Origin of the sequence: Bacteroides reticulotermitis JCM 10512 (genome assembly GCF_000517545.1) — a bacterium.
Taxonomy (GTDB): domain Bacteria; phylum Bacteroidota; class Bacteroidia; order Bacteroidales; family Bacteroidaceae; genus Bacteroides; species Bacteroides reticulotermitis.
Map to the genome: position 1 here is coordinate 1 of NZ_BAIV01000050.1, position 14,982 is coordinate 14,982.

Below are 14,982 nucleotides of genomic sequence, written 5' to 3' on the forward strand. Positions count from 1 at the left end.
ATATATACTAACCAGTGGAAAGGCAGCATTGTATGATGAATATGAAATTGGACATATCACTTTCTAACTTTCCCTCTTTGGAGCAGGAATTCCTGTATCTCCGAACTGCGGTAAAAATTCTTCCCGTTTCTATTCGTCTGATAATAACGGATCAATCCTTTTTCGCGATAGCGGGCTATGGTCCGCTGTGTCACTCCCAACAATTGGGCAAGATCATAATTATCCAACAGGGTATCACCGTCTAAACATTCTTTCAAACGGTTCATACGGTCCAATTTCTTTTCAATACGGTCAAAGCCTTCCACAATAGTCAATATCATCTTTTCGAGTACCTCATTATCTATATACATCATGGTATATCCTCCTAATTATTTTAAAAGGTGATTACTTTGATACTCTTCTTGTGCGCACTACAAGAGTATATACCATGTATAGTGAAAACGATGTGCCAAATAGTGATATGGAACATATAAATCGATGTAATATGCTAATATATTGCGGAATACAAATTATGTTCCACTGGTAAATATTGTAAAGTGTAAACCAGCATACTGTAAAGTTTCAGCACACAATGTTCATACGCTTTACATCTCCGTCACACCCTAAAGAAACCTGACGACATCTGACGACACTTGCTGACAGAGAGTTGGAGATTACATCCCTTGAACATATCTTTACCCCGAACAAAAAAACGGAGAGCCTATGGAAATTATAAGCATTGAAGCCGAAACATTTGAGGAAATGAATAGAACACTAGACTTACTCATCCAAAATACTCATCTCAAAAACAGAAAAGAAGAAGAGAACTTAACCGATTGGATTGACAACCAGGATGTATGCCTTTTAATGGATATATCTCCAAGGAAATTACTGACTCTACGTCGCACGGGAGAAATCCCGTATAGCCGCATAGATCGGAAAATCTATTACCGGAAAAAAGACATAACCGCGTATATGGAGAAAGAACTGCAAAAAGGAAACAATTAATCAAACGGGATATGGCACAGAACTTACTGACAAAAGACAGTCCGGAAATCATCCGTTTCTTCCAAAATATCGAATATCTGGGCAATCTATTGACAAATGAACCGGAAAGGTATAGACCGGTTTTGAATGGTGAAAGGTATCTTACCGAAGCAGAACTGGCTGAACAGTTGAAAATCACACGCAGGACATTGATCGAACATAGAACAACAGGCCTGCTTCCCTATTATAGGTTGGGAGGAAGGATTCTTTATAAAGAGAATGATATTATACGGATCTTAAAGGGAAACAGAATAGAGGCATTTTGAAATCCAAATAGATAGGTATAAAGGGAACGTCTTTGGGCTCATTATGACTAAAGACGTTCTCGTTGCATATTAATACTTTAACCATAAAAAATAAATACGACAAGACAGTTTTTCAGGAAAATAATTCTCATATATTTGGCGGAACCGAACCTTTTTTATACTTTTGCACAGTCAAAAAATGACAGCGATAAAGATTGAAATAATTGAAATTTGGCATATGGCTAATTCAATGGTTTTAATTGATTCAAGATATACTGTATGTGTTGTTAATCAGGGATTTAATAACGAAAACTTTTTAAGATTCGATTCCTGGTGGCACCACTTGAAAAAATAAAAATCCCTGAAACATTCTCGTTTCAGGGATTTTTATTTGATACATATCTTAGAGCACAAATAAATCATCTGCTTACCAATAACTCATTTTGGATGATTCAAGAATCACCCCAAAACAGCGTACAACCATTCGAAGTACATTCTACTTAACTCTTCGGTTCAGTTGATTGTTGGCCTTTGCAGGACGTGATTTACCCACCCGCTTTCCACTGGTTTTCTTGCTTTCCGCACCGGATTTTGCTTTCCCGGCAAACGGATTATGACTCTTCGTTACTCCCATAATCGATTAATTTCCTTCGTAATATTCACCTAAAAACCAACGTGCCAGAAAGTCCCAGTTGTCATGAAGAAGCGTTTTACCGTTCTCAAACGGTAGTTGTGCATCAGGTAACAGGTTGTTTTTCATGGCATACTTCAAGAGGTCGAACGGAAACAGTCCCTGTTCGGTAAACAGCTCGTAGGCTTCTTCTTCGGAGGCTTCGGCATCATACAACGGGTTCCGGGGATCGGCAAAGTAGGTAGCAACATCGGGACCAATCAACAAGCCTTTCGGATTGGCATAAAGCACAAAATTCTCGCACTCCATCAGGTCGGGCAATAATTCATCCTCTTTATCTTCCCATTTCAGGCTATGAATAAAGAACATCTTGAGAGCCAGGTAGGAGTCGAAATACATCAATGATTCGCCTCCGCTCGCTTCCATGAAACGTGCCACGTTCTCAGGCATCTTTTCCCCAGGTAAGCTACCGGTAGCTCGGTACGTTCTACGTCCATCAGCTGCCTCCATCAACCAATCATCTGCCAGGTGGTTGCTGATGGGAGCTTGTTCGAAGGCTTCATCCAACCGTTTGTATATCAATTCGGATAGCTCCAGCAAATCCGCATCCATCGGATTCTCCACCAATTCGTAATCCTCGCCTACCGGTGAGTTGATGGCCCACAACAAGAAGGCAACGTCCTCCACATTGATTTCGTCCGGCAGATAAGCATCCGTCAGCGTATAAAAAGGTAGGTAACGCCCATAGCTATCGTGATGCCAGTTGGTAAACTCCCGCCAGTGCCTTCGTCGGCCACACAGTCTTCCAAATAAAGTGACAGGATGAGGGCAACATGCTGCTGGCTCCTTTCCGTGGCATCTCTGTAAATGCAGGACTGACTGATAAGCGGTAGCAAATCATTCGCCAGATCCAGATACCACTGATCCGAGTCCTCTCTCTTGACACGCGCATGACAGTCAAGCCATGCTTTCATATATATCTTTTGAAACTTCATACTATTCTTACTAATTTCCAGCCTATCAAAAAAGAGCTGAATAAAAAACACAGGAGATTTACAACCGCTTCAAAGCCAGCTTGACCACCTTTTCGACAGGAGCATCCGGCTCATCTTTCAAGATCGCCATCACCACTTTCATGGAAGGAGCCGACGCGAAACCAAGCATGGTAAGAGCCGAAACAGCTTCGTCCTGAACAGCCACGTAGCCACTCGACAGAAGCCCTCCATCGCCAAGCAGGCCATTATCACTGCTTGCACCGGTAACTTTTATCTTATCTTTCAGGTCGACGATAACACGTTGCGCTGTTTTCAGTCCGATACCTTTCACCGTTTTCAATAGATTCACATTTTCCGATCCGATTGCATTGACCAACTCGGCAGGCGAAAGAGCGGAGAGAATCATACGAGCCGTATTTCCTCCGATACCGGATACAGTTATCAACAGCAAGAAGATTTCACGTTCCTGCTTGTCGGCAAACCCGTAGAGCACATAAGCATCTTCACGGACGGCCTCATAAACATACAACTTACAACTCTTTTTACCCTGAATGGCTGAGAACGTATTCAAAGAGATGCTAAGTCCATATCCCACTCCATTACAATCGATCACTGCGGTTGCCGGACCAAGTTCGGCAAGCTCGCCTCTAACATATTCTATCATAGTGGGAACAAAGATAAAACAGAAAGACGAATAAGCTGCTACAAACTTCGGAAAAGTTTGATTACCTTTGAATTGTAAGCGGACGTAAAAAAAATTAAAATAATGCAGGCAAGAAAGAACTTATCGTAGTAAAATGTTTATTTTTGCAACCCAAACTTAGAAATATGTTCATATAAAACCAATAAAAGATGAAAAAAGTTAGAGCAGCCATCGTCGGTTATGGCAATATCGGTCACTATGTGCTTGAAGCACTCCAAGCAGCACCAGACTTCGAAATAGCCGGTGTAGTACGTCGTGCAGGAGCAGAAAACAAGCCCAAAGAGTTGGCAGACTATCTTGTGGTTAAAGATATCAATAAGCTGGAAAACGTTGAAGTAGCCATTCTCTGCACCCCAACCCGCAGCGTAGAAAAGTATGCCAAAGAATACCTGGCAATGGGTATCAACACAGTAGATAGTTTCGATATCCATACCGGAATTGTAGATCTGCGCCGTACGCTGAATGAGACAGCAAGGCACACGATGCCGTTTCCATTATCTCCGCCGGATGGGATCCGGGAAGCGATTCGATTGTGCGCACCCTATTGGAAGCCATCGCGCCCAAAGGAATTACATACACCAACTTCGGTCCCGGCATGAGCATGGGCCATACCGTTGCCGTAAAAGCCATCGACGGGGTACAAGCCGCCCTATCCATGACTATCCCCACAGGAACCGGAATTCACCGCCGCATGGTATATATCGAGCTGAAAGACGGATACAAGTTTGAAGAAGTAGCCGCCGCCATTAAAGCAGATCCCTATTTCGTGAATGACGAGACGCACGTGAAGCAAGTTCCGAACGTCGACGCCCTGCTCGATATGGGACATGGTGTAAACCTCACTCGCAAAGGCGTGTCGGGCAAAACACAGAACCAATTGTTTGAATTTAATATGCGCATCAACAACCCCGCACTTACCGCACAGGTATTGGTATGCGTGCACGTGCTTCGATGAAACAGCAACCGGGATGCTATACGATGATAGAAGTTCCCGTGATCGACCTCCTTCCGGGCGACCGTGAAGAGTGGATCGGACATCTGGTATAAAATATTATCAGTCCGACTGAATAAAAATAGAGAAAGATTAACAGTCTTTCTCTATTTTTTTTATCTTTGCCCGAGTACTTAAAAACACACAGGGTCATGAAGATACGATTCACGCTATTCGCACTCCTGCTACAGCTCCTCTCACCCGCCTATTCGCAAGAAGCCGCAGCACCGCTTGTGCCCAATCTCAAATACGGCAAGCCTTCGCAGGAAGAGCTGCAATTCACCACCTACGCCCCCGACACCACCGCCGCAGCCGTCTACCTGTTTCACCAGGGACATAGCTACTTCACCTACCGCAACAGCTTCCGGCTGGTGACCGAGCATTGGGTACGCATCAAAGTCCTGAAACCGCAAGGCGTGACATACGCCGATGTCAGCGTCCCCTTCTACGCCCCGATCGACCAAAGAGAAGATACCGAACGAGCCGACGAGATAGAAGGCTACACCTATAATATAGAGAACGGCAAATCCGTAAGAACACCCATGAAGCGCGAATCCGTCTCCATCGAGCGAGTGAACAACCGCATCAAGGTACTCAAATTCTCCCTGCCGGCCGTCCGCCAAGGGAGCGTAATCGAATACCACTACAAGATACAGTCCGACTACTTCGCCCAGATCGACAACTGGATGATGCAGGAAGAGATCCCTATGCTGTACAACCAATACAAAACCACCATCCCCAGCATACTCGTCTACAACATAGAACTCCGCGGGAAAGACCACATACAAATCAAACAGCGAGACTCCTCCATGCGTGGAAGCGAACATGACGCACACAGTACCGCATCAAACGGAAGAGACTTCTCCATAACGGCACAAGAAACCACCTTCACCTGCCGCAACCTGCCCGCCATCCGTCAGGACGAGTCCTATAGCTGGTGTCCGGAAGACTACAAAGTACAAGTCAGCTTCGACCTGCAAGGCACCCAGTACCCCGGAAGTGAGTATAAACCCTACAGCCAGCAATGGGCAGACGTAGACAAGCAACTCCTCAACCCCGACAACAGCCAGTTCGGTGCATTCCTCTCCTACAGCAACCCCTTTCGCGACGAAGCCAAAGAAGTCTTCGCCCACGAGATGAGCTTTGAAGAGAAAGTCATCCGAGCCTTCCGTTTGCTGAAAAAGCAACTCGCCTGGAACGGGAGATACCAGCTATACAGCAGCAACCTCGATAAAGTGATCCGCCAAAAGAGCGGTAGCAACGCCGACCTGAACTTCATCTTCATCGGTATGCTGAAAGACTTCGGTTTGTACGCCTTTCCGGTTGTTATGAGTCGTCGGTCGACCGGTATGCTACCCCACAGCTTCCCCTCCCTGCAAAAGCTAAACACCTTTGTAGTTGCCGTTCTCAATCCCGAAAATCAGAAGTATGTCTTTCTGGACAGCTCGATGGATATCCCCGCCCTCAGCGTACTGCCCCTCGACCTGTGCGTAAGCAAAGCACGCCTGCTTTCACCGCAGGTAGAAGAGAGCAAGAAATGGATAAACCTCATGGAAAAATCCGAGAGCCTGATACTGATGACCATCAAAGCCAACGTAGAAGGTAACCTGATAAAAGGACATCGCACCACCATCCTGCACGGACAAGAAGCCGTAGACTACCAGAAGAAGATGCGGCAAGAGCAAGACAGCATCGCTTCGGGACAGATAAGCGGAAGCATCCGGACTAACAAAATAGGTGTCACCAACCTGCACGTGAAACAGACCGACAGCAATCCCGGAATAATCGACGAGCAGTTCGACTTCACCCTGAAAGCCGAACAGGCAGGCAACCGTCTCTACATCAATCCGATGCTCTATCCGCAGCTGAAGAGCAACCCCTTCATTCAAGCCGAACGGGTACTGCCTGTTGAGTTCCCCTATCCGTATAAGTTCCTGATGCAGTGCATACTCACCCTTCCCCAAGGGTACGAAGTGGAAGAGATGCCGCAGCCATACGCCATCCGAACGGAAGCAGACAACCTGCAATGCAAATACATCATACAGAAGCAGGACAACAACACCGTCGTCCTCAACTACATATTCCACCTCAAAGGCTATCTGTTTATGCCCCAGCACTACAATCAACTGAAAGAGATGTGGGGCAAGGTCGTCGAAAAGAACAATGCCTTGATCGTGCTAAAAAGAACAGAATAATATCTAAAATCAAATCATTATGAGAACGTTACTTGCTATTATCCTCCTACTATCACTCGGTTGGCAAGGTCATGCCCAGCAGACAGACACCGGCACAATCACTCCCAGTCTGAAATACGGCAAGCCCTCGGACGAAGAGCTACAGATGACCGTATACGCAGCAGATACATCGGCAACCGCATCGTGCTTTACTCCAAAAGCAGAGCTCGCTATGAGCTGATAAGAAACGAATTTCAACTGATGTACAACTACGAAGTAAAGATCAAAGTACTCAAGAGCGAAGGAGCTTCTTATGCCAACATCGAGATACCCTATTATTCAACAGAGCGTAACTCCCCCTTAAAAGAGACGATCAACCAGATCGACGCTTCCGCCTATAACCTCGAAGGAGGAAAAGTCGTCCGCACCAAGATGAAGCGCGACCTGATATTCAAAGAACGTCTCAATAAGAACTACGAGCAAATCAAGTTCTCCATCCCCGCCGTACGCGAGGGAACCGTGTTTGAATATCAGTACCAGCTCATTTCCGACCTCTACTACAGCATCAATCCCTGGGAAGCACAAAAGAACATCCCGGTACTCCTCACGCAATGCGACATCGTGATTCCCGAATATTTCCAGTTCAACCTCGAAATGAGAGGCATTCATCAGCTCAACCCTGAAGATAAGTCGTGCAATCAGACTTTCCATATTCAATACCAGAACGGCGAAACGGAAATGATCAACTGCGTCGGCCGTCAGCTACAATTTACCGGCAAGGAATTGCCCGCTTTACGTGCCGACAACTACGTGTGGTGTGCCGACGACTACCGTAGCGGGGTCAACTTCGAACTGCGAGGACTCAACTTCCCCGGCTCAGTCTATAAGTCGTTCGCACACACCTGGACCGAGATCGACAAGATACTGCTGGAAGATGAAGAGTTCGGCTCGCTACTCAAAATGCGGAATCCCTACCGCGAAGAAATGGCCTCACTCTCGCTCGACAAACTAGCCGACCGACAGGAAAAGATCACCGCCATCTATACATTCCTAAAGAAAAAGATCTCGTGGAACAGCCAATACAAACTCTATGGCGGCGAAGTAAAGAAAGCCATCAAGAACGGAACCGGCAGTAACGCCGACATCAATTTCGTACTGATGAGTATGCTGCAAGATGCGCAGATCCCCTGCTATCCGGTGGTGATGAGCCGCAAAAACGTAGGTATTCTCCCCCTTACCTACCCCTCCATTCAAAAGCTCAACACCTTTATAGTAGGTATAGCAGATACCGACAGCACCTTTGTCTTTCTCGACGGCTCCGTGACTAATGGATACCTCAATACCCTGCCACCGGTGTTGATGGTCAACCGTGCCCGCCTGATCAACAACAACAGAGAAGACAACTGGGTAGACCTGAGCAAGCTTGGCAAACATCAGATTCGCTCCATCGTCAAAGCCCGCATCGATACCGACGGCAAGATAGCCGGAAGTCGTCAGGCAGGCTATACCGGCCAGTACGCCGCCGAGTTCCGCCAACGTTACCAGGCCGCCAAAGACAGTGCTGACTTTATCCAGAAGCTGGAGACCGAAGAAAACATCAAAGTGACCAAGTACCAGACAACTGAGCTCAACAGCTTCTCCGCCAGAGTGATGGAGACACTCGAATTTGAGAAAAAGGCAACGGTGAACAACAACCTCATCTACCTCAATCCCATGGTTTTCCTGCATGTCAGCAAATGCCCGTTCACGCAGTCCGAACGACAATTGCCACTCGAAACACCTTATCCCGAACAACTTATTCAAGTGACACAGCTCACCATTCCCGAAGGATACGCGCTGGACGAAATTCCGCAATCGCTCAACGCCCAGACGGAAGACAAAGAGGGAGTTTGCCGCTACACCATCAAGCAAGAGGGCAATCAGCTATTCATCACCTATTCATTCAATTACAATAAGTTGATCCATCTGGCCGAAGAATACAAAGGGGTGAAAGCCTTCTGGGAACTGGTGGCCGAAAAGAACAATGAAATTCTCGTACTCAAAAAAATATAAGAACACTCTCTCAAACAAGATCGTGATAATGAAGAAATCAGTCCTAAAAGCCGTCGGCGTATGCTGCCTCCTCTGTTTCAGTAATACAACGTTCGCACAGGCAGAAAACCTTTTCAAGGGCGCCAACTCAATCGTGAAAGACGCGCGAACGGAAGTCGTCTGCAAATCGATGACCCAGTCCACCGAGAAAGAGAGCCGCACCATTGTGGTTCTCGACCGAAAAGGCTTGGAAGCGGCACATTTCGTCTGCGGATGCGATATGTTCCGCTCTTTGCAGAAGTTCTCCGGAGAAATACTCAACGCGTCCGGTCAGAGCGTCCGCAAAATAAAAAGGTCGGAATTGCAAAAGAGCGAATACAGTTCCTCCCTCAGCACAGACGATTACTTCTATTATTACGAATGCAACTTCCCCTCCTTCCCCTTCACCGTGAAGTACGAATGGGAGATGAAGTGTGTCAACGGGCTTATCGGCTATATGTCGTTCATTCCGCAAACCACCTTCCAGCAAGGAGTCGAGAAAGCGTCCTACCGCATCGAACTGCCTGCCGAACAAGCGTGCAGATACCGCGAACTGAATACGGAAGGGAAAGATATTCAGGTAAAAGAATCGACCGGTGCGGCGGGACAACGAGTGATTGAAGCCACCGCCACCAAGTTGCCGCCCGTAGAGCAGGAGCCATTCGGCCCCACTTTCGCCGAATTGTTTCCACGGGTCTACTTCGCTCCTTCCGCCTTTATCTACGAGAAGTCGAAAGGCGACATGAGCACGTGGCAGACGTACGGAGCGTGGCAATACGAGCTACTCAACGGACGAGACGTACTCACCGAACCATTCCGCAACAAACTGCGCGAGCTGACCGCCAACTGCTCCACCGACCGTGAGAAGGTGAAAGCGATTTACGACTATCTGGCCCAAACCACGCGTTACGTCAGCATCCAGCTCGGCATCGGAGGTTGCAACCCATTCCCGCATCGGACGTCTGCCGTACCGGATTCGGCGATTGCAAGGGACTGTCCAACTACGCCCGTGCCATGCTCAAAGAGGTCGGCGTACCATCCACCTATACGGTCATCAGCACAACCAACGAGCGACTCTTGCCCGACTATTCGAGTGCCAACCAGATGGACCACGTCATTCTGCAAGTCCCCCTCCCGAAAGATACGCTCTGGTTGGAATGCACCAACCCATCGCTTCCCTTCGGTATATCCATCAGGACATCGCGGGACATGACGCCTTGTTGATCGAGCCCACCGGCGGACGGATGCATCGCCTGCCCACCTATCCCGATTCACTGAATACGCAGCATATCGCAGCCACCGTCAGCCTCTCTCCCACTGCCGAAGCACAAATCGAAGTGAGCGAGATCTCCCGGTTGTTTCAGTACGAAAGCAGATCGGGAATCAGCTACCTCGAACCCAACAAGCAGAAAGACCGCATCCGTTCGGACATTAACCTCTCGCAAGCTGATATCGGGCGTTGCAGATCGATGCGTGCAAAGAGGCCAATCCGTCTATCACACTCAGTTATACGGCAAGCAGCAATCAGTACGGTAATAAAACGGGCAACCGGCTGTTCATCCCTGCCAACGTGTTCCGCAAAGGGTTCAACGTGCCCCAACCCACAAACCGGAAACACCCGATCCACATCAATTACGGCTATGCCGACACGGACAGCATCCACATCCGACTGCCGGAGGGATACAGCGTGGAAGGACTCCCCAGACCGATTGAGTTGCAAAGTAAGTTCGGCCGGTTTCATTCCGGCATCCGGGTGCAGGAGAAAGAGATCGTTGTCGTTCATCAACTGTTCATGCGCAAAGGGGTATATAAACCGGGGGAATATACCGCATTCCTCGATTTCCGCAAACAAGTAGCCGAACAGTATAACGGAAAAATCATTTTAAAAAAAGAATAAAGCACCGACCTACGGAAAATAAAGTAACTTTGCAATTCGAACCAAGTACGTAGGAAACATTGAGAAGTAGACGATATAGCAAAAAAGAGGAACAGCTAAACACCGTACACACGCCTTAGGCATAGTACTGGGACTTATCGCTGGTTATGTATTACTGAAGAAAGCCACCGGAAACAGTGAGCCCGAATGGGCTACGGTCTCTGTCGCCATCTATCTGGTAGGTATGTTGGCCAGTTACATCAGTTCAACCTGGTATCACGGTTCGCTGGCAGGCAGGCGGAAAGAGAGAATCCGCAAGTTCGATCATGCGGCAATCTATTTGCATATCGCAGGCACGTACACGCCTTTCACGCTGTTGGTACTTCGGGATTGCGGCGCTTGGGGATGGAGCATCTTCGCTTTCGTATGGCTATGTGCCGTTGCCGGACTTATACTCAGCTTTACCCGCCTGAAGGAGCACAGCAACCTCGAAACGATTTGCTTCGTTGGCATGGGATGCAGCATTCTGGTGGCGATGAAACCTTTATTCGACTGCCTTACGGTGATGGAAGCCGTACCAGCCTTATGGTGGTTGCTCGGTGGAGGTGCTTCGTACATCCTTGGGGCGCTGTTTTACTCGCTACGCAAACCGTATATGCACGCTCTGTTCCACCTGTTCTGTCTCGGAGGAAGCATCGGACATATTATCGCTATCTGGTATATTTTATAGGAATACACCGAAAAAAGCGGATTATACCCATTCATACTGTAATAGAATAATTTCGGGCATAGGTATGTTTCGGAGCGGGAGAAGTGGGTTTCTTCTGCGTATGGGATACTTATTTCCTGCTATCTGTCACCTATTTCGCAAATAATTATTTTCGCCCATTTTGTCCGTTTCTTTTTCCGACAACCCCTTCCTGAAGGTATCAGAGGGCACTTTCGGGTTTCAAAAACGGTTCCAACCGCACGTTTTTAACATTTCGCTGTTTTAGACGCAATCTCTACTTTTGTCCCCGACTTAAGGAACCGACTATCCTACACACGTTTTCACAAAGTTTCGTGTGATTATCATTCTCTCTTCTTTACCTCACCAATCGATTAAAAACGTTAAAAACTACTTTGTATGGAAACAAAAGACTCGTCTGCAAAAAGTCAGGAGATTCAATTTTCTTTTTCTTATTTCAACAACCTGTGGAGCAAAGATTCCACCGTTATCACACTACACAAATTCTATCAACAGGTGACCAGTCCGCTATGGAAACCTCAAACGGAGTCGTATCGCAAACTCAAGAACCGCCCCGATCGGGAGAATGAAGCGGGAATGACCAAGGATTCGCTTCCGGTGGTTATCATCGAGGGTACGTGCCGTCCGCATCGGAGTCACGCAGCCGCCAACCTCGAGCGGCTGAGTGGTTTGGCGATGTACGATCTCGATCACACGGGCCAACGGACAGCGGAAATCAAAAACATGCTTCGCTCGCTGCCTTATGTGGCCTATACGCATACGAGCATTTCGGGTGAGGGGTTGAAAATCGTGATCTATCTCGATGTCCGCACGGTCGAGGAGTACCCCACCGCTTACGCCATTTGTCGCCGGACACTGGAGGTGCTTGCCAATCACCCGTGTGACGGACAATGTGCCCGCATCACTCAGCCCTGTTCCTGCGTGTGGGACCCGGACGCTTACTTCACGCCTACACCGCAACCGTATCCCTGGCGTGCGGAACTTGCCGCAAACCCTTCGCTGGCAACGCTCGCCGCTCCTTCGGCTCTGCCGGGCGACGGGAATGCAAACGGTTCTCCGTCCGGCAACAGTAAGGTCTCGCCCATTCCTCCCACCACCGATGCCTGTGGTTATATCGAAGCTTTCATCCGTACTTTTGCCAGTTATCACCCTTGGCAAAAAGGCAATCGCCACGAGTCGATGCTTGCGCTGGGAAGGAGTGCCAGACGTAAGGGTTTTTCGAAAGAGGAGCTAAATAAATTAACATTAATTATGGCAGTTGAAATTGTAGGAAACGGTTATACGCAGAAAGAGCTCGAAAAAGACCTACTCACTGGATATCAATACGTTAACCTATCATACATACCCCCAAAAGAGGGGAAGTCACTGCCACTAGTGCCAACTGCCACCTTTAGGCCCATTTCAAATGAAATTTTGGGGGAAGACACCGAGGAAATGTCAATTAATAATGAAGAGATAAGAGCTTCTTCACCTACCATTCCCAACGAGGTTTATACCCACCTACCCGACTTTCTGAAAGAAGCCCTGAAGCCGGCACGCAACAACCGCGAACGAGATATACTCCTGTTGGGTATACTCGTCAACCTGAGTGGTTGCATGCCCAATGTTCGTATCTACTTCGACCAACGACCTTACAGCCCACATCTCTACCTGCTCATTATTGCCCCACCCGCTTCCGGAAAAGGGATTCTCACCTTAGCCGGCATGCTTCCCGAAGCGGTCAATGCCCATCTCAAAAGAGAAAACAAACGGAAGAAAGACGCTTACGAGCAAGAGTTGAAGGCTTGGGAAGAGAGTAGTAAACAGCATACGAAGAAAGGGCAACACCCTTCCGGAACTCCACCAGCCTCTATGCCTGAGGAACCGGACTACTACTACCTTTGCGGTGCTCCGAACACATCCAAGAATCAACTGATCAGTCGTTTGAAAATCAATGGTGATCTGGGATTGATTATCAATGCTTCCGAGTTGGATATGATCTCCGGAGCGATGAAACAGGAATATGGCCGTCACGACGATGTGTTCCGTGCTGCTTTCCACCACGAACCTGTATCGACGGATTATAAGATAGATAAACAGATTATATGTGCCGAAGAGCCTCATCTGGCACTCTGCCTGTCGGGTACACCCAATCAGCTACCATCCTTTATTCGTTCCATCGATAACGGTCTCTACAGTCGTTTCGAGATATACACCTGCGAAGCACGTTGGAAATTCCGGTCGGCAGCACCTATCGGGGGAGGCGAAGATTATGTCACGCTCTACAAACGGCTCAGCCAACAGGTACTGGATATGTATCTCCTATTTCTGCAATCGCCTACGGAGGTCACTCTGACGCCCAGTCAATGGGAGGAGCATACCGTCTACTTCGATCGTTTACTCAATGAAGTAGCCAGCGAGCAGGCGGATGCTCCGGGATCAATCGTACTGCGTGCTGCATTGATAGTGGCTCGTATAGCAGCCGTACTCACCGCTATACGCAAAACGGAGAGTGCCATGCGTATGAAGGAGTTTATTTGTACCGACGAAGATTTCCATTCGGCTATGGAGATTGTGAAGACAACAATCAATCACAGCCTATTGCTTATCTCCTCTTTACCGGGAGACGAAGTGAAGCCCAAACCTTTAAAGTCGTACTTCCGCATACGCTCTGTCCTCGATCTACTTCCTAAGAATTTTACGTACAAAGAGGTTAGAGATAAAGCTATCGAAATGGGAATACCTGAGAGAAGTACCTGCCGGTACCTTAAAAAGCTGCTTGAACTTAACTACCTTGAAAAACAGGGAGATAGCTATCTTAAATTAAAAGAAATCACTGACAGATAGGCATAAAGGGTGGCAGTTGTCAGTTGTGGCAGTAATTCGCCGGCCCCAAATAGTATTAAAAACGTACATAGGCTTTATCTTTTCACCCTAGTTTTCCGAAAAGCTAGTACTAGGTTAGGGTGAAGTCAGTACTAGGTTAAGGTCAAGCTAGTACTAGGTTTGGGTCAAGTTAGTACTAGGTTTGGGTCGAGCTAGTACTAGGTTTTGAACAGCAAGGGTACTGTCTCTTTGAGTCGTGCGTAAAGCCCGGAGTAACACCGCCATGATTGGTTGAAGTCGGGCATAGCGGTAAACTGAGTTTTTACGCAATGACTCTTTGAGTTTTCTGCGCAAACTAGTTCTGTAAATCAATGGCTGATTGGGGCGAGTTATTGGAAATTGGGTTTAACGCAGCGAGTGTTTGAAGTTGGCAATAGAAAGATTAGTTGAGTACAACGACTGATTAAATCAAATAACGGGAAATTGAAGTAAGTTTAACGACCGTTTAAATCAGAAAACAGAAATCTGAGTTAAACACAACGCTTATTGAAATCAGAAATCAAAAGGTTCAGCTAAGAGTAGCAACCGACTGAATTGAGCAACAGGAAAACGAAGTAAGCACAATTCCCGTTTGAATCGAACAACAAAGAACCGCACACTATCATTTAGGGTTCCCCCAAGTGGCGAACAATCTGCTCCACCTCCCGGCGTAGAAATC

Annotated in this window: 9 protein-coding genes and 4 pseudogenes; 9 read left to right on the forward strand and 4 right to left on the reverse strand. The window is 47.5% G+C overall.

Going from position 1 to position 14,982, the window contains the following annotated elements:
- Nucleotides 1-56: 56 nt before the first annotated feature.
- Entirely contained in the window at nucleotides 57-353 is a 297-nt protein-coding gene (locus JCM10512_RS20130; protein WP_044165658.1) for a helix-turn-helix domain-containing protein, read from the reverse strand.
- A gap of 349 nt (nucleotides 354-702) precedes the next feature.
- On the opposite strand from JCM10512_RS20130, the gene JCM10512_RS20135 reads away from it, so the two are divergent.
- Together JCM10512_RS20135 and JCM10512_RS20140 are read left to right on the forward strand one after the other, a co-directional pair.
- Nucleotides 703-987, forward strand: a complete 285-nt coding sequence (locus JCM10512_RS20135; protein WP_044165660.1) for a helix-turn-helix domain-containing protein — start codon at nucleotides 703-705, stop codon at nucleotides 985-987.
- 11 nt (nucleotides 988-998) lie between these two features.
- Nucleotides 999-1,292, forward strand: a complete 294-nt coding sequence (locus tag JCM10512_RS20140) for a helix-turn-helix domain-containing protein (protein ID WP_044165662.1) — start codon at nucleotides 999-1,001, stop codon at nucleotides 1,290-1,292.
- A 475-nt stretch (nucleotides 1,293-1,767) separates the two neighbouring features.
- Here the strand turns inward: JCM10512_RS20140 and JCM10512_RS22990 are convergent, their stop codons facing one another.
- The 3 genes and pseudogenes from JCM10512_RS22990 to ruvA all read right to left on the reverse strand — a co-directional run bounded on the left by JCM10512_RS22990 (nucleotide 1,768) and on the right by ruvA (nucleotide 3,561).
- Nucleotides 1,768-1,905: a hypothetical protein gene (locus JCM10512_RS22990; RefSeq protein ID WP_162832133.1), complete on the reverse strand. Its 138-nt coding sequence runs from the start codon at nucleotides 1,903-1,905 to the stop codon at nucleotides 1,768-1,770.
- 6 nt (nucleotides 1,906-1,911) lie between these two features.
- Nucleotides 1,912-2,897: pseudogene (locus JCM10512_RS20145) on the reverse strand (DUF3843 family protein).
- A gap of 58 nt (nucleotides 2,898-2,955) precedes the next feature.
- Nucleotides 2,956-3,561 carry a Holliday junction branch migration protein RuvA gene (ruvA, locus tag JCM10512_RS20150; protein WP_044165665.1) on the reverse strand — a complete coding sequence of 202 codons (606 nt, stop codon included), beginning with the start codon at nucleotides 3,559-3,561 and terminating at the stop codon, nucleotides 2,956-2,958.
- A gap of 188 nt (nucleotides 3,562-3,749) precedes the next feature.
- Between ruvA and JCM10512_RS20155 the strand changes: the two are divergent.
- From JCM10512_RS20155 to JCM10512_RS20180, 7 genes and pseudogenes are all read left to right on the forward strand, one after another.
- A pseudogene (locus JCM10512_RS20155) lies at nucleotides 3,750-4,647 on the forward strand (diaminopimelate dehydrogenase).
- A 96-nt stretch (nucleotides 4,648-4,743) separates the two neighbouring features.
- Entirely contained in the window at nucleotides 4,744-6,786 is a 2,043-nt protein-coding gene (locus JCM10512_RS20160) for a DUF3858 domain-containing protein (RefSeq protein ID WP_044165666.1), read from the forward strand.
- 19 nt (nucleotides 6,787-6,805) lie between these two features.
- On the forward strand, nucleotides 6,806-7,006 hold the full coding sequence (locus JCM10512_RS24395; RefSeq protein WP_244437376.1) for a hypothetical protein: 201 nt from the start codon (nucleotides 6,806-6,808) through the stop codon (nucleotides 7,004-7,006).
- Between the two features lie 20 nt (nucleotides 7,007-7,026).
- The gene (locus JCM10512_RS20165; protein ID WP_244437377.1) at nucleotides 7,027-8,817 is read left to right on the forward strand and encodes a DUF3858 domain-containing protein; all 1,791 of its coding nucleotides are present in this window, start codon (nucleotides 7,027-7,029) and stop codon (nucleotides 8,815-8,817) included.
- A 28-nt stretch (nucleotides 8,818-8,845) separates the two neighbouring features.
- Nucleotides 8,846-10,732 (forward strand): annotated as a pseudogene (locus JCM10512_RS24970) (DUF3858 domain-containing protein).
- Nucleotides 10,733-10,791: 59 nt separating this feature from the next.
- Nucleotides 10,792-11,441, forward strand: a pseudogene (gene trhA, locus JCM10512_RS20175) (PAQR family membrane homeostasis protein TrhA).
- Nucleotides 11,442-11,837: 396 nt separating this feature from the next.
- Nucleotides 11,838-14,285, forward strand: coding sequence for a DUF3987 domain-containing protein (locus JCM10512_RS20180; RefSeq protein ID WP_044165668.1), 2,448 nt, complete (start codon nucleotides 11,838-11,840; stop codon nucleotides 14,283-14,285).
- The last annotated feature ends 697 nt before the right edge of the window (nucleotides 14,286-14,982 follow it).

Bases quoted from the DNA above. Each gene is read 5' to 3' on its own strand.
- ruvA (WP_044165665.1), bottom strand. From the start codon at position 3,561: ATGATAGAATATGTTAGAGGCGAGCTTGCCGAACTTGGTCCGGCAACC.
- JCM10512_RS22990 (WP_162832133.1), bottom strand. From the start codon at position 1,905: ATGGGAGTAACGAAGAGTCATAATCCGTTTGCCGGGAAAGCAAAATCC.
- JCM10512_RS20165 (WP_244437377.1), top strand. From the start codon at position 7,027: ATGTACAACTACGAAGTAAAGATCAAAGTACTCAAGAGCGAAGGAGCT.
- JCM10512_RS20160 (WP_044165666.1), top strand. From the start codon at position 4,744: ATGAAGATACGATTCACGCTATTCGCACTCCTGCTACAGCTCCTCTCA.
- JCM10512_RS20135 (WP_044165660.1), top strand. From the start codon at position 703: ATGGAAATTATAAGCATTGAAGCCGAAACATTTGAGGAAATGAATAGA.
- JCM10512_RS20140 (WP_044165662.1), top strand. From the start codon at position 999: ATGGCACAGAACTTACTGACAAAAGACAGTCCGGAAATCATCCGTTTC.
- JCM10512_RS20130 (WP_044165658.1), bottom strand. From the start codon at position 353: ATGATGTATATAGATAATGAGGTACTCGAAAAGATGATATTGACTATT.
- JCM10512_RS20180 (WP_044165668.1), top strand. From the start codon at position 11,838: ATGGAAACAAAAGACTCGTCTGCAAAAAGTCAGGAGATTCAATTTTCT.
- JCM10512_RS24395 (WP_244437376.1), top strand. From the start codon at position 6,806: ATGAGAACGTTACTTGCTATTATCCTCCTACTATCACTCGGTTGGCAA.